Genomic DNA, 22281 nt, shown 5'->3' with positions numbered 1-22281 from the left:
AAGCGTGCTGATGATTTCGATTATGATTCTTGTGCAGATTCTTTCTTTACTGTACGTTTTTTTGCTGTTTGCGCTTTCTTGGCAGCTTTGGCCAATGCTTCTGCTTCCTTGCGAGCTGCTGCAATGCGCTCTAACAGTTTATCGGCAGGCTCATCGTTTGGATCTTGTTCCACCAGCTCACCACGGAAGGCTTTTGCTAAAATGCTTTGGGTCAGGTTGTCTACTCGTGTTTGCGCTTTTTTCACTTGCGCTTCAATTGTGTCAGCGAAAGCGAAGTATTGATCGACTAAGCGTACGATTTCTTTTTGTTCTGAAATAGAAGGTAGTACAAACTCCAAAGCAGATAATTCTTTTGAGTTAATATTATTTACTCCACTAGTCGAACGAGCACCCAATTCGACAACATCTCTCACGACTCTTGAACTCAAAACATTTAACAAGAAACTTGGTAATATTTTTTCTCTATCACACCTAATTCTGATCAAGTAGCCAGCATATAAAAAACCTTCGTATTGAGGTTCTACTAGTGCGGGTTTGGCCACGAGTTCTAAACTACCATTCGAACGAATAACTAAAAGATCGCCTGTTATAAGAGCTAACTTTTCAAGTTCTCTCTCAGTAAAGTCTGCTGATTTCAAATCTGAAGTATCTAGTTTTCTATCCCCAATATTAGGAATTCGAATTACAGGTGTACTTCCACCTTTATAATCACATTTTTTGGAAGTCCCATATCTAATATCTTCAGATACTTCCCCTATTGTTGTAATTTTCGTTTCATTAAGATCAATCAACTTACCCGATACCGCAGCAGCGAGGACAGATTGACGAAAGCGTTTAAGAATCGCAGGAATGCCATCTAAACGAGCTTTGATGGTGTCGACCTGTGTCAATACTTCATCGAGTTTTTCAACGATGCGTTTTTGTTCGTTTAGTGGAGCTACAACAATGGGCGCTTTCTTACCGTCTTTGGTACCCAATCTAGGCATATTTACGCCATAACTAACAGCGTTAACATAATCACTAAACTGCTTACCTTTAAGCCAATAAAAGAGGAATCGATTATCAAATAATTCTCTAGGTATTTTTAGCGGAACTATTTCAGTCGTACAAATACCATCTTCCGAAGCAATTAAAATCTTATTTAAATATGGACGAAGCTTGCCATAAAGAACGTCACCTTTCTTAAAAGAATTCTTCGAACTTTTAGGCATACGCTCAGAAAAGTTTATACGCTTTAGTAGCTTAGATGAGTCTTTTTCAATATCTTCTAACTCCAAGACCCAACATTCTCCATCAATATTAATTAAATCAGGTTTTTCAGTTGCCCCATAGTTAGTAACATTTCCTAGTTCTGTTTCAACCCACCCATTCGGCAATTGACTCATCACACTTCCTCCGGCTTTTCTTCTAAACCAAAGGCTTGTTCTAGCAGTTGCTTTTGCGCTTCTGCTTCATCGTTCGCACCCAATGCTTGCATCAACTGATAAATACCTGCCATGGCTTCGGTAAGCTCCGCCATTGCTTCACCTGCAAGCACTTCTGGTTCCGGTAGGTTTTCTGCGCTGCTGGCTTCTAAGTCTTTCATCCACGATATATCAAGGCTATCGCCCTTTTGATCACGAATATACTCACGGCTAAATTGGCGAAAACGGGCATTCTCTAACGTTGGTTCATTGTCAGATTCTACTTCACCTAGCTGCTGCCACACACCTTCTGCACGCTTTGATAAACCATTTACATCATCACCAAAAGCGGCAATAAAGGAATCAAAGTGTTTTGCCGTTAATGGGCGGCGCTTACCAAAGGTATTCATATTGGTACGCATGTCGTACACCCACGTAGATGTGGTGCAATTTTCCTCTTGCTCTGGGTTATCCTTCGTGCCTTTTTGGAAAAACAGGACGTTAGTTTTCACCCCTTGTGCATAGAAAATACCCGTTGGCAAACGTAAAATGGTGTGCAAGTTACACTTATTCATTAAGTCAGCACGAATTTTTTGCCCTACGCCACCTTCAAACAATACGTTATCAGGCAGTACCACAGCCGCTCGACCACCCGGTTTTAAATGGCGATAAATATGCTGTAAGAAAGCCAACTGTTTATTACTGGTGTCAAAGGTTAAATCGTCACGCGTTGGACCGCCGCCACCCTTAGAAGTACCAAATGGAGGGTTAGACAGAATGATATCGACTTTGGGTAGTTTCGCCCCTTCACCGCTTAACGTGTTACCTTGGAAAATAACGCCTTCGCCATCACCTTCAATACCATGTAATAAGCAGTTCATTAAAGCTAATCGGCGTGTCGATGCCACCAGCTCCATACCGTTGTAAGCTTTGCGCTTTTGGAAATCTTGCTGCTTTTCATCTAAGTCAAACAGATCATCTGTGTTGGCTTTAATAAACTCATGGGCTGCAATTAAGAAACCCGCAGTACCTGCCGCAGGATCTTGAATGGTTTCCCCAACTTGTGGGTTAGTCAGTTTTACAATGGTGTCGATAAGTGGACGAGGGGTGAAGTATTGACCTGCACCCGATTTGGTTTCGTTGGCGTTTTTCTCTAATAAGCCTTCGTATAAGTCGCCTAAGCCATCTTCACGCGCAGAGAACCAATCTAACTCATCAATACGCTTAACAAGCTGACTTAAATGTTTTGGCTCTTTTAGGCTTGTTTGCGCCCCAGCATAGATTGCAGCTAATAATGGATCGTGGTGTTTACCTAAATCTAATAGCATTTGGCGGTAAAAGTCGTACTGCTTGATACCTGTTTTGTCGGTGATATCTGTCCAGCGCAACCCTTCTGGTAATACGTGCTCTGTGATCCCTGCTTCTGCCTGCTCGTTTTCCATTTTGATGAATAACAACAGCACCAACTCAGTCACATAGTCAGTGTAGGTAATGCCGTCATCACGTAATACGTCACACAGCTTCCATAGTTTTTGTACAATTTCGTTGTTATTCATAAGGCTCTCGTTTGAAAATAGCGTTTCGCTCGATGGCTCTTATACACCACTAGCGATAAAAATACGTTTAAATGCAATACTGCCGCTAAGTTTACCACTTAGCGGCAAGGTAAAAATAAGATTAATAATAACGTCGTTGTGATTGGCTAGGCTTTAAGCATATTAGGTGGCTTGCTGCTGCCAAATTTGATCGTTGAGCGCGATTAATACTTGCTCTAACTGTCCACCCAACTGTTTATCCAGCCCTTTGCTGCCACCAGCTTGAGCAAAACTGCGGTTGATGTCTTCGTTTTGCAATACCACTTCTTTTTTCAACTGCTTGGCAATGCGTTCAAGCCATTTTAGTTGCGGTTTCGTCCAAGAATGCATGGCATAAATGCTATCCATCGCCATATCAATACGGCGCTCAAATGGCATTAATGCTTCACCCAATGCCGCACGACGAATATGACCCACGATGGACGCGGCAATGTCTCGGTTGGTGGTTTTCTTCCAAGCACTTTGTAGATCCACTTCTTTGAAGTTTTGGTTATCCAATAAAATGCGGATCTCTTTTAGTTGCTCGCGAGTCAGCTCTTTCGGTTTGTTGACGACTGCTGCCAATGCCGCATTGTTATTGATATTGTCCTTGATGAAATGATCAAAAGCGGTGAGGTAATCTTCTGGCTTACTGTAAGCAGAGAAGTTCTGTTCACGCACTAAAAACTCATCATCGTGGTTAGAAATTACGTATTTTTCACCACCACCGAGCATTGAACGAACACTTTCTACTCTTTTGGCCAAGTTACTGTGTACTTTAAGCATTTCAGCCGCTTTCGCAGGCCCTGCTTGATGCAATTTCTGATGAATTTGATCAGCTGGACAGCCCCACTCCTGCTCGATACTTTCAAGCTCTTGTTTGATGATGGGATCTTTTTCTGCTTTAGCTTGCGCTTTACGCATTACACGCATCACTTTCTGGCTGAGCTCATCCAATGAATCTTGTGCAAAGCTGCTGCCTTCTTCTCGCCCTGATAGTTCAAGATTACGAGGTTCGGAAATCTCATCAATAAGTTGCTCAATGGAAATATTCGGACGCTTCACCACAGATTTCATGGTGTTGACTTGCTCCAATGATGCATAGAGATCGACTGGATCAAAAATACGGAAGACAGTTTTACCAATATCATCACAACGGCGCGTCGCACGACCTAACATTTGCTCGTATAAAATACGTGACTTAACACGACGCATGAACACGAGGTTACAAATTTCAGGTACGTCTATTCCCGTTGTTAGCAAATCAACGGTAATCGCAACACTTGGGTAAGTTTCGTTTTTGTATTTTTTGATCGCCTCTTTGACTCTGTCTGTGCTGCCTGTGATTTTTTGTACTGCATGTGCTGGCACATCATCACCATAGGCTTTTTGAAACGCTTCAACTAACAGTCGTTCAACCCGATCAGCATGTTGATCGTTAACACAGAAGATCATGGTTTTTTCTTTACCTGTTGGGTCGATATCTTCTGCTAACGCTTCACATACGGTTCGATCAAAGTTTTCATTGATGACGGTACGGTTGAAATTCTCTACGTTAAAATCCAGCTCGTCTTCAAGTTCTAAGGTGTTAACTTCACCAGAGAAGGTATCCACCATTTCAACCATTTCACCTTCTTCAAACTTAATACCTGCTTGGTTCAGTTTGGTTTTGTAGAGGATAGGTGCTTCATGATCGATCAGGTAATCTTCAGCTACTGCTTCACGGTAAGAATAGGTATAAACCGGGTAACCAAAAATTTCGGAGGTATGTGCTGCAGGTGTTGCTGTTAAGCCAATTTTCACTGCATCAAAATAATCCAGTACGCGACGGTAACTAGAGCGATAAAGGTTTGGATCTCGTGCAATCAGTTCGCTTTCATCCATTTCTTGATCGAGGGTATAACCACGGTGCGCTTCATCCACAATGATGCAATCGTATTGATCGATAGGCAAAATGGTGGCATTAGCGTTATCACTATCTTTGTCTTCAAATAAGCGTTTTACCATCGCTTGTACCGTTGCTACATGCACACGGGTTTCCGCTTCTGGTAATTTATCCGCCATTTCTTTGATGTCATAGATCTGGGTAAGCGATTGGTTTTGCTCTAAGCGTGTTTCTGTAAATGATTCGGTTGCCTGATCCCCCAGCGATGAGCGATCAACTAAAAATAGAATGCGCTTAAAACGTTCTGCTTTCAGAAAACGATAAAGTAAACCGATGATAGTACGTGTTTTACCTGTACCTGTTGCCATCGCTAACAGACACTCACGTTTATTCTGCTGTAATGCTTCCTCTACGGCGATTACAGCCTTTTTTTGGTATGGACGTAAGCCAAGGTATTCAAAAGGCTCTAACGCCATCTCATGCTGTGCTTGTTGATGATCTCGTGTTAGGAGGTCAAGCAAGCCTGCTGGACTATAAAAACTTTCACACGCACGTTTAGCATTCGTCGGTAAACGACAGTCTCGAAACCATGTACCACTCTGCTCAGGCATTTGTCTTAAGAACGGCTTACCATTACACGCAAACACGAAAGGAAGTTTATACGATGCCTCCCCTTCGCATCCTTGCCAAGGACCTTCACGTTTCATGAGTTCCCACGCAGGTACCATAGGTTGTTCTAACTCTGTCGCAACAGGTGAAAAAGTATGGCTGTAACGTTCAGCTTGGGTGATAGCCCCTGAGACATTAACACGCTTACGTTTTGCTTCTACTGCAGCAATAGGTGTCATGCCAACAAATAAAACGTAGTCTGCTGGGCCTGATGCCGTTGGCCATTCAGCTATCGCAAGGTTTTTCTTAGGATGAGGACGAGCACCGTTATTGAAGGTCAATTCCTGGGTATCCGCTTCCCAACCAGCATCACGCAGTTGCTGATCGATAATAAATCTTGTTTGAGCTTCGTTAAGATCAAAATGACTATGCTTTAACAGCTCAATTCGCTGTTTGAGCTCTTGAGATGCTTTTGCTTCATCTTCTGGCTCAGTATTTAGTGAATCTTGTTGCTGCAGTTGCTGTTCAAGCTCTCGAATTCGTGCTTGAGCTTGATTTAAACTTTCATTGTCTTTTGCTTCAAGAAATGCAAGCTGTGCTTGTCTAACATCAAGTTCAGGTGACTTCTGTGACTCTAGCTTTTCGATAATCGCGTTAAGACGAGCAATCTCTTCATTCGATTGTTCAATCAAATTATCGTTCTGCTGTTCTGAAGGTGCTTGATATGGATTAGGTTTAAAGCTGCCATTACCCGTTTTAACACGGTAATAAATTGTTGCAGCCTTGTGGGCAATTTCTAGCGCATAGGCCGCAGCGGTGGCATTGTTGTAATAACCATGCGCAGCTTTGTTACCGTGTTTACGTAAAGCATGAAAGATGGCTTGACGTTCTTCATCTAAGTAGCCCTTATTCCCAAGCTGCTTCAGCTGTTCAAATGTCGATAACCCTTCATCAAGTTTCACTAATTCAGAAATGTAATTAACAATTTCTTCAGACAGTAAACGCACCTTAAACAGCGTGGTATGCGGATCTTGATATAAGTTACGTTCAGCAGATAAAGCTATGACATACAGTGTGTCGTTAACACCTTGTAAAAATTCGAAATTTGATGAATACATAGGTCATCCTAGACAAATGAGAGCTCACGCAATAATACAACAGGTTGCATTTATTTGTCACACATAGTGTATGTGTACTCCCCTCATATTATCTAAGAATTTAGACTTCGACTAAAAAACGATCATAATTGCTATTCGTTTCGTGCCGACAGCACTTTTTACTTATTTCTTTTTTAATGCCCCCCTCTAGATTAAAACAAAAAACAACATAACTAACTGTTTGTAATACGTTTTATTATTAAGCAGATTTTTTGCGTACTAAAAAGCGATCATTATAGAAAAATTTATTGTGATCGCTTTTCCTCAAATCCAACAAAAACTTATTCAAATAACAGCTAATTTCCACTTTTCAACATAAATAGTTGTATATTCCCCTGTGATAAATTCTAAAATAACCGTCTAAGCCTTACTGTATATGGTGTTAGCTGATCAGGTAATACAAAACATACCATCCATGTACCGACACAATAATTTAACGTTCTTAACTTTTTTAGATAACTCACTCCTTTATTATTTCTTTATTTTTAAGGTTAATAATATTGGTTATCAAATGGTTGTAAGATGGTTATATATGGTTACATTGCTAATTTAATAGTTACACCATAAAAATAAGCCATTGTTTTACATTGAAAATATTGAAATTCCGCATCTATTTTATGTTTTTAGTAAATCTAGAATGATGGAATTAGGAATCTTGAATTATGTAATTTGGAATCTAATATGGTGTGAAAAGGTATCCAGCATGATAATACTTGGTATGTAAGATGATGGAAAACAGATCAAACACCAACAGTTTTTAAACACAAAACAAACAGGTTATGCACAGGTTTTATAGTCACTTCAAAGCAGCAATGCCTATCTATATGTGCAAACTTTCAAAACAATACTTGTAAGAAACGATGAAGATATAATGGTATGGCATCAAGCTCCGCATATCGGAGCTGCCAAGAATTGAGAAAGGCCGAAGTCTTTGAACGTCTGTGGCAAAAGGGGCGACTGAAAAGTGAAGAGCTTAACCTCATCGAATGGTCATGGTTATCAATGGATGGCGCTTTAAAGAAAGCTCCCAGGCGGGTTCAAAAAACAGGACGGAATCCAACCGATAGAAGCAAACAAGGAGTAAAACGTAGCCTACTGACTGACACTCATGGTCTTCTTTTGGCAATCGTCATTAATGGAGTAGCACTTCATTCCTCATGTTTGTTCTCATGAAGAAGAAAAAATAGAGATCGCAAACTCAGAAGAGAAACAAGCTCGTCGTTAGCTTATAATCTCATCGTTTGGAATAAGAACTATATTTATAATATACACTTACAAAAAATGCCCTCATTTTATTGAGAGCATTTCACCGGTAATGAAAGAAATTATTTATACTTTAATCTATCTGAGTCTTTATCAATATACAGATCGATATTAAAAGACTTCAAGCAATCTAAATTCTTATTTAAACTCTGGCGAAAAGTTTTTACCGATTTAGCTTTGGAACCACATATTTTCATTGCAGTTTCGATTGACATTGCATACTTATTATTTTTTTGATGACTTCGATGATATAAATGCATCCACTTAGCTATATTACTCTTTAGAACTCGGCGGTGTTCAATCTTTATTCTTGTGTAACATGATGATTGATAAAACACCTCTAGACCTATTGGCAAGCGATAACAGATTAATCGAGATGAATGTTCACATTCTAGCGACTCAATTAAATTAAAATTAAAATCATATTTCTCATTCACCCCATCATAATTTTTACGAGTGATGAAACCATCAATGTTTGCATTTAGAAGTCGACGTAAACATGCATCTAGCTTTTTATAATAATGCGTTTTTTGAGGCCATCCTAAAGCATTCAATAATTTAGAACGTTTAATTTCCAACATTACAGAGATATCCTTGTCTCGAGCATAATGTAACAATTCAAGAAAAACATCTAAATCATCTTGCCTCAATACACGACCAGTATAATTAATTTTTGTGGGTTGATTTTCTGGTTTAGACTCAAGAATAGTTTTATTTTTATAATTAGAACGAGCTTTATTTTGACAAACAGAAAACATTGGGCAACGAATAAACTCATTCGGTATACATCTAACGTTTTTAGCCCAAGGCTTATTTAATAAGCTTGTACTTTTTTTATTAGCTGCTGGTTTTGAATAATTACGCTCTGGAGGAATAGAGTCATCATTACTTGCAGAATCAGACAAATAGCGTTTACCGGTATTATAAGAGGTGCGTGAAAGTGATTCACTAGAAATGATGACACCACCGCAGATACAATTAAACATGTAAGCTCCTTACCTATTTGCTGCTTTTTACTGTTTCAATACGACGCTCTAACCAAAGCTCAATATCACCTTCAAGCCAGCCAACAGCACGAGCACCTAAAGAGATAGATTTTGGAAAATCTTCATTTGACATAAATGCATAGATGCTGCTTCGTGAAAGGCCAGTTCTTGCTTTTACTTCTGGTAGGCGAATAATTCTTTTTGTCATAAGAAATCTCTTATCAGTTAGCTATCGTGGCTTTTCCAGTACCGTACTAAGCCGTTTGATAGACAGTCTAAATGGCTCAGTTTTTACATCATCAACATAAAAATGTTTTTTTACTTTTATGATAAAAAAGGCTTCGACCATATTGAAATCGATCAGGATTAATACATAGAAACTAAAACGATAGCTTTGCTTGTAGAGAGTCAACTCACATCAATTATGATAAACTTAGCCACAATTTTTAAGCGCTTGGCAGTAAAGTCTTTATCAACAATAAAGTATCTATCTCCCTAGCAGAAACTTTTAGTACCCCTGGTTGTACCCCAAGGGACACATAGAACAAATAAAGAGTATATAAATCAAATGAGTAGTAACAGTATCCAGTGGTTTCCGGGCCACATGCACAAAGCTCGTAAAGAGATCGAGGAAGCACTACCGAAAGTTGATGTGATCATTGAAGTATTAGATGCTCGTATCCCGTTTAGTAGTGAAAACCCACTGATCAAAACGTTTCGTGAAAAAAATGACAAACCTGTCGTTAAAGTACTGAATAAGCGTGACTTAGCTGATCCTGAAATGACTCAACTTTGGATTGATCATTTAGAAAAAGAACAGAACGTTAAAGCTATTGCGATCACGACTGAAAATATCAACGAAGTGAATATGATCACTGAGTTATGTCGTAAACTTGCGCCTAACCGTGAAGAGATGGGCAAGAACATTCGTACCATGATCATGGGTATTCCAAACGTTGGTAAATCAACCATCATCAATACCCTTGCAGGTCGTAAAGTCGCAATTACAGGTAACCAACCTGCTGTTACTCGTCAGCAGCAACGTATCAATTTACAAAATGGTATTGTGCTATCAGACACACCGGGAATTTTGTGGCCAAAAGTTGAAAACCCACACAGTGGCTTCCGCTTAGCAGCAACCGGTGCCGTTAAAGATACAGCGATGGATTACATTGATGTGGCGTTCTTTACGGTTGAGTATCTTGCGCAAGCCTACCCTGAATTATTAAAAGCTCGCTATAACCTTGATGATGAGTTCCCTGAATCTGAAATGGAGCTACTAGAGGAAATTGGCCGTAACCGTGGTTGTCTACAAAGCGGTGGCCGTGTAGATCTACATAAAGTTTCTGAAATTCTAATCAACGAGCTTCGCAACGGTACGCTAGGTAAGATCACGATGGAACGCCCTGAGATGATCACTCAAGAGTTGATTGATGTTGCGATTGAAGCGGAACGCAAAGCCGAAGAAAAAGCAAAAATCAAAGAAGAACGTCGTAAGCGCTACCTGAAAAATAAACGCTAATCGATAATACTCTAAACCACCTCGCTATAGTCCATAAGCTATCGCAGGTGGTTTTTTACTATTTGTAATCCAAACATCATCTTAGTTAATCAAGTTACTTATACAATTTTGAAAATAATTTGTTCTAATTGGCGCTTTTTATATATAAAGCAACATTTACAACACTAATCATTTCCGTGACTATAAATCATTTTTCCTCATTCTTTTTTGCGCTAATACCTTAATAATAAATATATTAAACAATAAATTCTCACTCATATAATCATTAGAATAAGCATAACTCTAATCATTATTTTTTATCATTATCGAATATTATCAGAAACGCCATTTCTCATTAGTTTTTCTCATTTTACTAATCTGAATATTAGATGAATAATCGCCGCGTTTTCAATCGAAACACCTTTACAATCAGTGCTGTCTTCTTAGTGCCAGTGATCATTCCTTGATTTCTGGACTTTCGCATTCTTAGCGTCAAATTCTTTAATAAAGACAGTGAATTACAACCTCTTTAACTTGGAGATCAAGGTAGTGCAAGACATCACTACTTCTCGCGCAACTAATGGCGTTTTCGTGCCAGTTGCAGGACTAACGGTATTCGCAATTGCATCAGGCTATCTAATGAGTCTGATCCCACTATCATTAGGTAATTTTAATATTGATAGTTCTTATGCCAGTTGGTTAGCGAGCATTTATTATGTTGGTCTTCTTGTAGGATCAATGATGATTGAGCCAATCATTGCAAAAATTGGTCACCGTGTTGCGTTTATTACATTTTTAAGCTTACTTGCTGCCACTGTCGTTGTATTACCTATTTTTCCTAATAAGGAAGTATGGTTATTTGCACGTTTAGTCGCAGGTATGGCTGTGGCTGGGATCTTTGTCGTTGTTGAGTCTTGGTTACTGATTGGTGATAGCCCAAAAGAGAGAGCAAAACGCTTAGGCTTTTACATGACATCACTGTACGGTGGCACTACGATCGGTCAGTTAGCTGTAGGTGTCTTTGGCGTGAAAGGCTTTATTCCTTTTATGGTTGTTATGGCGTTACTACTTATCGCTATTTTACCACCACTATTAGTAAAACAAGGTCAACCAAACAGCGATGCGCACCAAGTGCTGTCATTTAAACAAATTACACGTTTAAGCAAGCCTGCGATCATCGGTTGTATGACTTCAGGTGTTGTGATGGGTAGCATTTATGGTTTAATGCCACTTGCTTTAAAGCAAAGCTCACTTTCAACAAACCAAGTGGGTGTACTAATGGCATCCATTATCCTAGGTGGTATGGTGATCCAACCGATCATCAGTAAACTTTCAGTGAAAATGAGTAAAACACTGCTATTAGCACTGATGTCTTTAGTGGGTGTATTTGCAATGGGTATCACGCATTTATCATCTGATTTTACTGTATTGGTAACAGCACTTGCACTGCTTGGTATGTCGTCTTTTGCGCTATACCCTATTGCCATTACACTGGCATGTGACAATTTAGATTCGTCTTACATTGTTGCTGCAACACAAGTGATGCTATTTAGCTACAGCATTGGCTCTGCGCTTGGTCCTATTGGTGCAAATACCTTTATGGCTCAGCCAAATGGCTTGATGGATTTCTTCTTCATTGTGCTATTAGCAACAGCAATTTACATGCTATTTGCAAGTCTACAGCGCAAGCCACAAGTATTGGCAAGCTAAGACAAAAGAACTTTAAAAGGCGTGTCTTCTACTCTTTAAGTTAAAGGGTATGAGCCACGCCTTTTGTTTTATTTATACGTTGCTAAAGATGTTTTACCAATGCAGCAGCCCCAAATACTCCGGCACTGTCGCCTAATTCTGGTTTCACAATCTGGGTATTTAATTCTGAATTAAACAAATGTGGAAGAATGAGTTGGTCAATATTTTGATAAAGTTCATCAACATTACCGACACCACCACCAATCACGATAACTTCGGGATCAATAACATTAATGATCTTCGCAACCGCTAACGAAAAGTAATGACGTAAACGCGCTATCGTTTTCTCGGCATTCGCATTACCATTTTTTGCAGCGGCAACAATTTCAGGTAACGGTAAGTCTTGCCCTGAAATCTCACGATAATAACGCTCTAAACCTTTTCCTGAGATCACTGTTTCAACGCAACCTTGCTTACCACAGTAACAATCTGCGCCTTGTGCTTCGATAACGTTATGTCCCCATTCACCTGCAATACCATGACAGCCATATAGACATTTACCATCAACCACAATGCCCGAGCCAACACCCGTTCCCATGATGATACCAAACACAATTTGCGCATCAGGCTTGATGCGTTTAACAACACCATAATGGGTTTCAGCAAGAGCAAAGCAGTTCGCATCGTTGGCTAATACTGCTTTAATATTCAACAACGCATTAAGATCTTTATCTAATGCTTTGCCATTTAGCGCTGTGGTATTGCAGTTTTTCATTACCCCATGAATAGGATCTAATGTACCAGGAGTACCAAACCCAACAGATTTAGGATATTGACCTAATTTATCTGCGCAGCGATCAATGAGTGTCTTTATTTGCTGCAAAATATGCGTATAACCTTTTGCACTTTCCGTGGCAATCCGCTCACGAATAACACTTTGCTCGGTGTCACGATCAATCACAATACACTCAATTTTAGTGCCGCCTAAATCTATTCCCCAGTAATAACGATCCATTTGATTCCCCTAGAAAATTCACCTTGAGAGTATAGCTGGTTTGATATTTTGTTCTCTGGGTTCTATCACTAATTAGATTAAAATCATTTGGCTCGGCTCCCTTTTCACAAGCCTGTTTTCAATAAATTTATCACTTAGATTTTCACTCACTTTATTCACAAATTTGCTCACGGTACATTTCGTTGCACTTTTTATCTTGCAGACAACGAGAAGTCACCTAAAGTGTCGGTTATTTATATCTTCTGCGTAAATTCGCGTGAATATTGAAGTACACGATGAATAAATTCCGTCCTTATATCGATGTTCCATTACTGATATCGATTTTAATTCTGATCACTTTCAGTTCATTGAGTGTGTGGAGTGCCAGCAGTTTTAGTGTTCCTATTATTGAACGTCACTTAATCCGTGCAGGCGTAGCGATTGCTGCACTGTTGTTTATGTCGTCAATTTCACCGGCTACATACGAGCGCAGTGCCCCTTATTTATTTTTAATCACTGTCCTACTTCTGGTCGGTGTATTTGTATTAGGTGACAGTACCAACGGTTCACAACGTTGGTTAGCATTAGGCCCTATTCGTTTTCAGCCTTCTGAATTGGTGAAAATAGCAATACCTATGATGATGGCATGGATCCTGGTAAGTGATGCCGGCCGACCTAGCCTCAAGAAAATCATGATCTGTTTGATCCTAACCGCTATTCCTGCCGGTTTAATTTTTATTCAACCCGATCTGGATGGTGCGATTTTCACTATCATGTATGCCCTATTCGTCCTGTATTTTGCAGGTATGTCATGGAAGCTAATCGGCTCTGTGGTGGCAATTATTGGCGTTAGCTTGCCCCTTGCTTGGTACTTTGTAATGGAAACGTACCAAAAGAAACGTATTTTGCAGTTTTTAGATCCAGAATCCGATCCACTTGGCTCGGGCTATCAAATCATTCAATCAAAAATTGCCATTGGTTCTGGTGGCATGACGGGTAAAGGTTGGATGGATGCAACCCAAGGTAACTTAGGTTTTATTCCAGAAAGCCATACTGACTTTATCTTCTCTACCTTTGCTGAAGAATGGGGCTATATCGGTAGTTTTGTGATTTTAGCGATATACACATTTATGACATTTCGTGTGTTATGGCTGGCGAACCAATCTGAATCAACGTTTGCTCGATTAGTGAGTGGCTCTTTTGCACTGAGCTTTTTCTTATATAGCTTTATTAACATCGGTATGGTGAGTGGTGTACTTCCAGTTATGGGGAGTCCGCTACCTTTCTTTAGTTATGGTGGTTCAGCAATTATTACCCAAGGTGCAATCTTCGGGATTATTATGGCGTTATGTCTGCGAAAAAAATCAATTTGTGCGCCAACTAAGTAATTGTATAAACATAAAAAAAGCGCCTAATCGGCGCTTTTTATTATAAGTAATTCAGTTATAGATTGTTTTCCATCGCACAGCAATCTGGACGCTCTGCAGCATCTTCTGTCGCTAGTTTAAACGCAGGTGAATATACCTCTACACGGCGGTTAGCTGCACGACCTTCCGCAGTATTGTTAGAAGCCACTGGATTTTCTTCACCCATACCCTTTGCTGTGATCTGATTTGGGTTTGCTACATACTGAGAAAGTAAATGAGCGACATTCTTTGCACGCTTTTCAGATAATTTCTGGTTATAAGCAGCAGAGCCTGTATTTGATGTATAGCCAGTAACTTCCACTGTCGCACTTGGGTAACGAGTTAAACGCTGCATCATTGGCTGAAGTTTCTGTTGATCTTCAGCTGATAAATGTTTTCCATTCACACCATAAGCAATACTTACTGTCGCAGGTTCAATTGTGATTGTTTTTGCTTCTTGTGGTGGCGCAGTGTTTACAACAGGTTCAACAACAACAGGCTTCGCCGCTCCCCAATTGTACACAAGGCTTAAACCATAGAATTGAGTATCGAAGTTATACTCTTGGTTTGTGTAACGCGGATTAGACTTAAGATCATGATATAGCTGATACTCAAGACGTGTAGATAAATGATCTGTTAATTGATATTCCACACCAGCACCAACAGTACCGACAAGGTGCTCATCAATATCTTTAATACCATAGCCATGGAAGTCAGTTAGCATGTAACTACCACCTAACTTACCAAATACCCCCCACTTATCATTTAAGTGCCATGTTGCTTTGCCTGTTAAGTCAAAAGCATGTTGCTTAATTTTATTGTGTTGGAATTTAGCTTCGCCTAACCATGTATAACCAGTTTCAACAGCAAACCAAGGCGTGATGTTGTAACCAGCAAACAAACCAGCAGCAACGTCATCTTTGTTTAAGTTAATGCCTGTTGCATCTTGGTAGTTTTGTTGAAAATTAGAGTAATGAGCACCACCAACACGTACACCAGCATAAAATGGGTTCATAGTTGCAGCAGAAGCTGCTGTAGAGATAATTAACGCAAGCGGTAATAGTGCGATATATTTTTTAGACATATTCATTTTCTTTATTATTGTTTAAATATTGAACAAATATTACATTTCAATAAATATTTGTATTAGGAATAATATTCTATATTTAATCATTCAACTAGCTTATTTATCAATAAAGTGACAATGAAATATCCAAAATCAATAGCAAATGGAAATTACATTCACAAAACTAATAACAAGTAATCGCAATACCTATTTCATCTGCTAGTAATCGTAATTGTTCATTTGAATCTAACTTCACTGACCAATTTATTCCACTACCAACAGCCGTTACCACATTTGCACCAGCAATAAGAGTAAGCTCGTCTATTTGTGCTTGAAGGTTAATCCTTGCATTACCATTAATACGTACAACAACTTCATGCTGTGTCGCTATTATCTTTCCTTGTTCAAATTCTATTATCATTACGGACTACTTCTTTTTATTACTCATTACAGCCATAGTTAAACGACTAGTGCAAATTAAACGCTGACGTTCATCTTTTATTTCGATTTGCCATACCTGAGTCGTTGCACCAATATGTATTGGTGCTGCGCATCCTGTTACAGTCCCCTCTCTTATTGCCCGTATATGGTTAGCGTTAATATCTAAACCGACGCAATATTTATCAGTACCCACAGCTAGATTTGCAGCCAAAGAACCTAAGGTTTCTGCTAGCACGACAGATGCCCCACCATGAAGCATACCAAGCGGTTGATGTGTACGATGATCAACGGGCATCGTTGCCGATAGTGAATGATCATCAAAAGCGGTGTACAAAATTCCTAAATGTTCAATAAGGGTCTGTTTTGATGTGGCATTTAAGCTCGCGAGGCTAAACTCTCGTTTCCAAATAGACATACTAGTTTCTCATCTCTCAACAACGCATCTCATTTAAGCAGCCAGTTTACCACTATTATCACAGACACAAAAAAAGCGCCTTTCGGCGCTTTTTTTTATAACTCAGAAAGAGTTAATTATTGTGCAGCAGCTGCTTCTGATTCGATTTCGAAACCAGGAGTAGTTACGTCTACACGACGGTTTTGTGCACGACCTTCTGCAGTATCGTTAGAAGCTACTGGATCTAGCTCACCACGACCTTCGCCTTTAACACGGCTTGCATCGATGTTGAAGTGCTTCATTAGGTATAGAGCTACAGTCTTAGCACGCTCTTCAGATAGCTTCTGGTTGTAAGCTTCTGAACCACGGCTATCAGTGTGACCGATAACTACTAGTTCTGCGTTAGGGAAGTTAACTAGACGCTGAGCGATTGGCTCTAGGCGTGCTTCGTCTTCTGCAGTTAGCTTGTCGCTGTCAAATGCAAAAGGCATTGTTACAGAGATTGGCTCAACTTGAACAGTTGTTGCTTCAACAACTTCTTCAACAACTGGTGCAACAACTGGTGCTGGAGCGCCCCAACCGTAAACTAGGCTCACGCCGTAGTAGTTTGCGTCCCAGTTGATCTTAGTATCTGTACCAGTCGGCTTAGTTTCCATGTTGTGGTAGTACTGGTATTCAGCACGTGCAGATAGGTTGTCAGTGAAGTGGTACTCAGCACCTAGACCTGCAGTTGCAATTAGGCTGTCATCACGGTCAGTCGCGCCAAAACCTTTAGCACGAGTGAACTGCCATGCACCACCAACTTTAGTGTATAGATCTACTTTATCAGTAGCTTGGTAAGTGAACTTACCTACTAGATCGATAGCTTGTTGCTCAATTTTACCTAGATCGTGGTGTTCGTCGTACTTAGCAGTAACTTCACCTAACCAAGTGTAACCACCTTCAATTGCAAACCATGGAGTTACGTTGTAACCCATGAAAATACCTGCAGCGAAGTCATCACGATCGATACCGTCAGAACCGTTACCGTAAGTACCGTTTGCGTAATCTTTAGTATCGAAATCAGCGTAATGAACGCCACCAGCACGAACACCAGCGTAGAATGGGTTTTCAGTTGCTGCGTTTACTGCACCAGAAATAAGAAGTGCAAGAGGTAAAATCGCAAAACGTGCTTTAGACATGTTTTTTATCCTTTATTTTATGATTGTTGCCACTACAGGTGCTTTTTTAGATGCTTAACGTCACAAATACAAACCTAGATTTATCTTTTGCGGTACACCTCAAAAAAACAGAGTTTAATTTAGCAAAGAAAAACACAAAAAGCTATACTAAAATATTTTTTGTAACATTTAATAAATTTAACTCGCTGTATTTTAAAGATTCATAAATATTACAAATAAAAACCAGCTCGTATAAAAAGAAATCGACATCACATTTTAGCAACAAATATAAAACCATTCACAAAGATGGAATTTTACATTTGCAATATTGACTGAGCATATATTTATATTTTTTGTATTTTCCAATTACTATTTAATCAACCTGTCGATAACTCATCCGGAAAAACATAAAACCAAAGTGGATCCAACTTTATATTTCTCTCGTAGTTTTAAACTTGTAAAATGCATTTCAATTGGTCAGCACAATTCATGTCAGACAAAGCATTTAAAATAACTATTATTGAATTTCAGATTTAAGCTTAATCATTATGAATATATCGAGAAACAACTCATCTGAGTGTATGCCCCATGCTACCGTTGGGATCATTGGAGGCGGCGTGGCTGGCTCAACCATAGCGCTTCGTTTAGCTGAATTAGGAATTTCAATAAACTTGTTTGAAGAAGGAAGAAGCCTTGTAAATGGCCCACCCATCTGCCATTTACATGCAGGAGGTAACCTTTATCGAGAGATCTCTGAGAAACAATGTCTTGATTTATTGAAGCAATCTATTGATACATTAAGAGTTTTTAAATATACAGCAAATATTCGTCCAACAGTCATTGCGGTACCTATGGATGATAAGGGCTTTCCTTGCGAGTTGCTCCCAAGGCTTAAAGTGCTTAATGATGCATATTCATCACTCGTCGCACTTGATCAAAAGAATAAAGTGCTAGGCGAGCCATCAGACTACTTCACTTTATATAGCCAACAAGATTTAGAACGTTTACAACAATTAGATAATCCAACTCACCCAGTAACGCCTGATGAATGGATGATCCCTGTTGCTAAATCATTACAGCTAGATCAATTCAAATACCCTATTGTAATGGTTCAAGAGTACGGCTTAAGTGTATTTCGTATTGCTGCCACCACTGCTTTGGCTCTAGATAAAATGGTTAACTGTCATACATTAACCTCAACTAAGGTCACGAACGTACAGTACGAATCCTCATCTAAACAGTGGCAGATTACTTATCGAACTTCTGATAACAGCGAGCAGCGCTGTCACGTTAATTATTTAATAAATGCTTGCGGTTACCGCTCAGGTTCTATTGATGATTTAGCCCATATACCTCGTGAACGTATGGTGGAATTTAAAGCCGCTTATGTCACTCACTGGGCACAATGTGAAGGTGAATGGCCTGAGCTGATCATACATGGTGAGCGTGGCACACCAAAAGGTATGGCACAGTTAACACCCTACCCTAATGGCTATTTCCAATTACATGGTATGACCCAAGACATCACCTTATTTAAAGATGGTTTGGTGTCATCATCAAAGTGTACGGCTCAACCAGTACTGAATGCCTCATTCCAAGAAAAACTAAACCGCCAATGGCCACAAACTGAAGTCGTTGAACGAACAGAAAGAGCCATAAAGCATGTGGCTCAATACGTACATTCATTTAAAGATGCTGAAGTTGGTGGAAAACCGTTATTTGGAGCGCAACAGATCCCTGGCACAGATCCAACGTTACGTGCTGCTGATATTTCATTTTCAGGCTGCAATTATGCACGTTCTGAAATAGTTAAAGCTTCTTCAGCACTTTCGGCAGCCGATGCTATTGTAGCCGAACTAATTAATAAGCAATTAATCGCTCAACCTGATAAAAGCAACGCAAGAGAGCAATCATTCCCTGTCACGCTAGGACTATCAAAAGATGAGATCGTCAGTTACGCAGAGAAAATTGCTGAAGAACGAGGGTTCCCTGCATCCTTAGCTCAACCTATTGGCTAATAAGAAAAGAAAACGCCACTAATATCTACTGGTAATCATAGATATAGTGGCGTTTTTGTATTGAAAAAGGGCAATTTAAGAGATTTAAGCACCAATCTTTTTATTTAGATCTGCTAACGCTTGCTTTAATTTTAGCTCCTTCGCTTCTGCTTTACTGACCTCTGCTTGCTGGGCATTGTATTTATCACAATCTTTTTGTGATACCCAATTCCAACTATCACCAGATTTAAATTCATCACACGCTTTTTTTGATTTTTTGCTTTGCGCTTTTAAATCTGCAGTCACTTTTTGCGCTGCCGCTAGCTCACTTTGTAATTTTGCTTTTTGTTCGAATAGTTGACTAGAGTTATCAATTACTTCTTTTTGTTGCTTAGTTTGCGTTTTTAAAGCTACTACTTCTTTGTCTAATTTTTTCTTTGTGACAACCAGTTTCTTTGCTTGTTCTTGCTGCTTTTGTTTAACTTGCGCTTGTTGCTTCTGAATCGTTTCCAGCTGCTGACTTAACGCCACTAGCTGCTGTTTCTGCGTATCTAACTGTTGATTTAGCTCTGTCAGTTTGTTGCTGGAATCATCCATTAATTGTGTTTTTTCTTCCGCAAGCTGCTTTACCAACGCTTTTTCATGATCCAATTCGGAAACTAAGCTTTGATGCTCGGCTTGTAATGCCTTGTAAGCCTGATTATCAGGGACGTTATTATAATATTGCGCTCCAGCTCCCAAAGCACCGCCAACAACTAACCCTGCAATTAAAGACAGTTTCCAATTAATTTTGGCAGTATTTGTTGCCATGTTGCTTCTCCCTTAATAATAAAAACAGCAAAATTTATAAATATATTGAATGTCTTACTGCGTAATTTAACACTTAAAATGTAAACAATTGTCATAATTATGATATAGCTATGAGCATCTTCACTACATCAGCCTTAAAAAGTACTCTATCAAGTAAAGTAGGATACTTGTCTCAAAACTAATAATGTGTATCACAAATAATAGATCTTGCTGTTAGCTACATTTTCATTTGCCACAAGCACTAGTGTTTAAGTAGAGGCAAAATGTTGTAGGTATTTGTTAACTGTCTTTATCTTTTAAAAATGGTGCGCACTATGATTACACCACTACTTTTTCTGACTGTATCGGCATTTTCAACTCCACTGCTTGAAAACTCTGCGTACATCAAAAACAACTCAGCATGTACTTTACGTATAAAAGAAGAGCGCTATCAAGATAAAATTGTTTTAGCATTATCTTCTAATTACCATAGAAACTTTGAAATTAAAATATATCATTTCAATGACTTGTCAGCACCTTCACGTGGAAAACTAATACAAGAGCCTATTTTCAATAAAACTAAAGCTGACATTAACTATCTTGTTGATCATAACTTTTTTAAGCGAATTGATAATGAGAACGTTATCTACAGCACCACTATCGCTAATGATAATGTCAGTCCTAAGTTATTTATCGACACTTTTCGCTCTCATGGAAACCGCTCCCGCATTCAAATTGAGGGATTAGAACATCCGCTTTCATTTGTTGCGGATCATAAGCAAGCCCAAGACTTTTATAAGTGTACAGATAATTACACAGCTAACTCTGGTGTTTTAGCAAAGAAAACGAAAACAATTTCACCGTTTACGACACCCTAAAACGATAATGAATGCACATTTCTGTTTAACGGTTTGCGTGTGTTAACAATCGCATTCCGAGTGATGGCACAATACAACAATATGAAACCATATTGATATTTTTCATTACCTTCAAGCTCTCATACTTTATATTTGATAACAGTAGTTTGGAGGTTGTGCGATGACGTATACAGTTAGCCCTGACGTTAACAAAGTTAAAACTCCCCTCAATCCTATCGCTGCACTGATTTTATTATCACTTTCATTTTCGGCTCAAGCCGGGCTAGAGATAATGAAAGCAGAGTCCCTTGATATCCAGAAAATCACCGCCAACAACGCTGAGACAAATTCCCCTGAATTTGCAATCAGCGAATATTTGATCAGTGAAAAACTAGATGGCATTCGAGCCTATTGGAATGGCTCAGAATTACTAACACGCTCAGGCAATAAAATTTATGCGCCAAGTTGGTTTACCGCAAACTTCCCCAATACCACTTTAGATGGTGAATTGTGGATAGATAGAGGTAAGTTCCAGTTACTCACCCAGATAGTTATGGATAAAAAACCAGACGAAGCAGCGTGGCGCTCAGTGAAATATATGGTATTTGATTTACCCCAATCCCCCCTTCCTTTTGAGCAACGTTACTTAGCACTAGAACAATTGATCACCAGTATCTCCATGCAAAATGATTATCTTTTTGCAATTGAACAAAAACGTATTAGTGACATTACTATTTTGACTCAGTGGCTCGATATTGTAGTCAACAATCATGGTGAAGGCTTGATGCTACAACACAGCGACAATCTCTATGTAGCAGGAAGAACCCATCAACTATTAAAGCTCAAACAGCATCAAGATGCTGAAGCCATTGTCATTGGTTACGAAGAAGGGAACGGTAAATACCAAGGACTAATGGGAGCTGTTTGGGTAAAAACAGCAAGCAATGAAACCTTTAAAATAGGATCAGGTTTCACCGACCAACAACGAAAAAGCCCACCAGCGATAGGCACTACCATTCAGTATCGCTTTAACGGTTATACCAATCGAGGCATACCTCGTTTTGCACGCTTTAGCCGAGTCAGAGTCTCACCTGATAGTTAGTTAGCATA

Annotated in this window: 17 protein-coding genes; 6 read left to right on the top strand and 11 right to left on the bottom strand. The window is 39.3% G+C overall.

The features are described 5' to 3' along the window. Positions 1–20: 20 nt before the first annotated feature. The 5 genes from Q7657_RS03610 to Q7657_RS03590 form a co-directional block, all read right to left on the bottom strand. Entirely contained in the window at positions 21–1385 is a 1365-nt protein-coding gene (locus tag Q7657_RS03610; protein WP_146146401.1) for a restriction endonuclease subunit S, read from the bottom strand. Further along, positions 1385–2959: a class I SAM-dependent DNA methyltransferase gene (locus Q7657_RS03605; protein ID WP_107165638.1), complete on the bottom strand. Its 1575-nt coding sequence runs from the start codon at positions 2957–2959 to the stop codon at positions 1385–1387. The genes Q7657_RS03610 and Q7657_RS03605 overlap by 1 nt, the downstream gene beginning before the upstream one ends. A 162-nt stretch (positions 2960–3121) precedes the next feature. Further along, positions 3122–6589, bottom strand: coding sequence for a type I restriction-modification system endonuclease (gene hsdR / locus Q7657_RS03600; protein ID WP_107165637.1), 3468 nt, complete (start codon positions 6587–6589; stop codon positions 3122–3124). A gap of 1364 nt (positions 6590–7953) precedes the next feature. Beyond that, entirely contained in the window at positions 7954–8877 is a 924-nt protein-coding gene (gene trfA, locus Q7657_RS03595; RefSeq protein WP_107165635.1) for a plasmid replication initiator TrfA, read from the bottom strand. A 13-nt stretch (positions 8878–8890) separates the two neighbouring features. Next, positions 8891–9085, bottom strand: a complete 195-nt coding sequence (locus tag Q7657_RS03590) for a helix-turn-helix transcriptional regulator (protein ID WP_107165634.1) — start codon at positions 9083–9085, stop codon at positions 8891–8893. A 360-nt stretch (positions 9086–9445) separates the two neighbouring features. Between Q7657_RS03590 and ylqF the strand changes: the two genes are divergently transcribed. Both ylqF and Q7657_RS03580 read left to right on the top strand, forming a co-directional pair. Beyond that, positions 9446–10399 (top strand): ribosome biogenesis GTPase YlqF, encoded by a 954-nt coding sequence (ylqF, locus tag Q7657_RS03585; RefSeq protein WP_107165633.1) that lies wholly within the window; start codon positions 9446–9448, stop codon positions 10397–10399. Positions 10400–10927: 528 nt separating this feature from the next. After that, positions 10928–12088 carry an MFS transporter gene (locus tag Q7657_RS03580; protein ID WP_053988919.1) on the top strand — a complete coding sequence of 387 codons (1161 nt, stop codon included), beginning with the start codon at positions 10928–10930 and terminating at the stop codon, positions 12086–12088. Positions 12089–12170: 82 nt separating this feature from the next. Here Q7657_RS03580 and Q7657_RS03575 read toward each other — a convergent pair whose 3' ends face one another. Then, the gene (locus tag Q7657_RS03575; protein ID WP_107165632.1) at positions 12171–13082 is read right to left on the bottom strand and encodes an ROK family protein; all 912 of its coding nucleotides are present in this window, start codon (positions 13080–13082) and stop codon (positions 12171–12173) included. Positions 13083–13357: 275 nt separating this feature from the next. On the opposite strand from Q7657_RS03575, the gene rodA reads away from it, so the two are divergent. Continuing rightward, positions 13358–14449 (top strand): rod shape-determining protein RodA, encoded by a 1092-nt coding sequence (gene rodA / locus Q7657_RS03570; protein WP_107165631.1) that lies wholly within the window; start codon positions 13358–13360, stop codon positions 14447–14449. 55 nt (positions 14450–14504) lie between these two features. On the opposite strand, the gene Q7657_RS03565 is transcribed toward rodA, so the two are convergent. The 4 genes from Q7657_RS03565 to Q7657_RS03550 all read right to left on the bottom strand — a co-directional run bounded on the left by Q7657_RS03565 (position 14505) and on the right by Q7657_RS03550 (position 17549). Continuing rightward, positions 14505–15551 (bottom strand): outer membrane beta-barrel protein, encoded by a 1047-nt coding sequence (locus Q7657_RS03565; RefSeq protein WP_107165630.1) that lies wholly within the window; start codon positions 15549–15551, stop codon positions 14505–14507. Between the two features lie 166 nt (positions 15552–15717). Further along, the gene (locus Q7657_RS03560) at positions 15718–15954 is read right to left on the bottom strand and encodes a DUF3389 domain-containing protein (protein WP_107165629.1); all 237 of its coding nucleotides are present in this window, start codon (positions 15952–15954) and stop codon (positions 15718–15720) included. 6 nt (positions 15955–15960) lie between these two features. Beyond that, positions 15961–16389, bottom strand: coding sequence for a hotdog fold thioesterase (locus Q7657_RS03555; RefSeq protein WP_107165628.1), 429 nt, complete (start codon positions 16387–16389; stop codon positions 15961–15963). A gap of 116 nt (positions 16390–16505) precedes the next feature. Beyond that, the gene (locus Q7657_RS03550) at positions 16506–17549 is read right to left on the bottom strand and encodes an OmpA family protein (RefSeq protein ID WP_107165627.1); all 1044 of its coding nucleotides are present in this window, start codon (positions 17547–17549) and stop codon (positions 16506–16508) included. A gap of 527 nt (positions 17550–18076) precedes the next feature. Here Q7657_RS03550 and Q7657_RS03545 point away from each other — a divergent pair. Next, entirely contained in the window at positions 18077–19546 is a 1470-nt protein-coding gene (locus Q7657_RS03545; protein ID WP_107165626.1) for an FAD-dependent oxidoreductase, read from the top strand. A gap of 84 nt (positions 19547–19630) precedes the next feature. On the opposite strand, the gene Q7657_RS03540 is transcribed toward Q7657_RS03545, so the two are convergent. Further along, the gene (locus Q7657_RS03540; protein WP_107165625.1) at positions 19631–20335 is read right to left on the bottom strand and encodes a hypothetical protein; all 705 of its coding nucleotides are present in this window, start codon (positions 20333–20335) and stop codon (positions 19631–19633) included. 314 nt (positions 20336–20649) lie between these two features. Here Q7657_RS03540 and Q7657_RS03535 point away from each other — a divergent pair, with 314 nt between their 5' ends. Together Q7657_RS03535 and Q7657_RS03530 are read left to right on the top strand one after the other, a co-directional pair. Further along, positions 20650–21192, top strand: coding sequence for a hypothetical protein (locus Q7657_RS03535; RefSeq protein ID WP_107165624.1), 543 nt, complete (start codon positions 20650–20652; stop codon positions 21190–21192). A gap of 160 nt (positions 21193–21352) precedes the next feature. Continuing rightward, positions 21353–22273, top strand: coding sequence for a DNA ligase (locus Q7657_RS03530; RefSeq protein WP_258178232.1), 921 nt, complete (start codon positions 21353–21355; stop codon positions 22271–22273). Positions 22274–22281: the final 8 nt, after the last annotated feature.

This window comes from Candidatus Photobacterium acropomis (assembly GCF_030685555.1).
GTDB classification, from domain to species: Bacteria; Pseudomonadota; Gammaproteobacteria; order Enterobacterales; family Vibrionaceae; genus Photobacterium; species Photobacterium lucens.
This window is presented reverse-complemented; position numbering and strand designations above follow the sequence as displayed.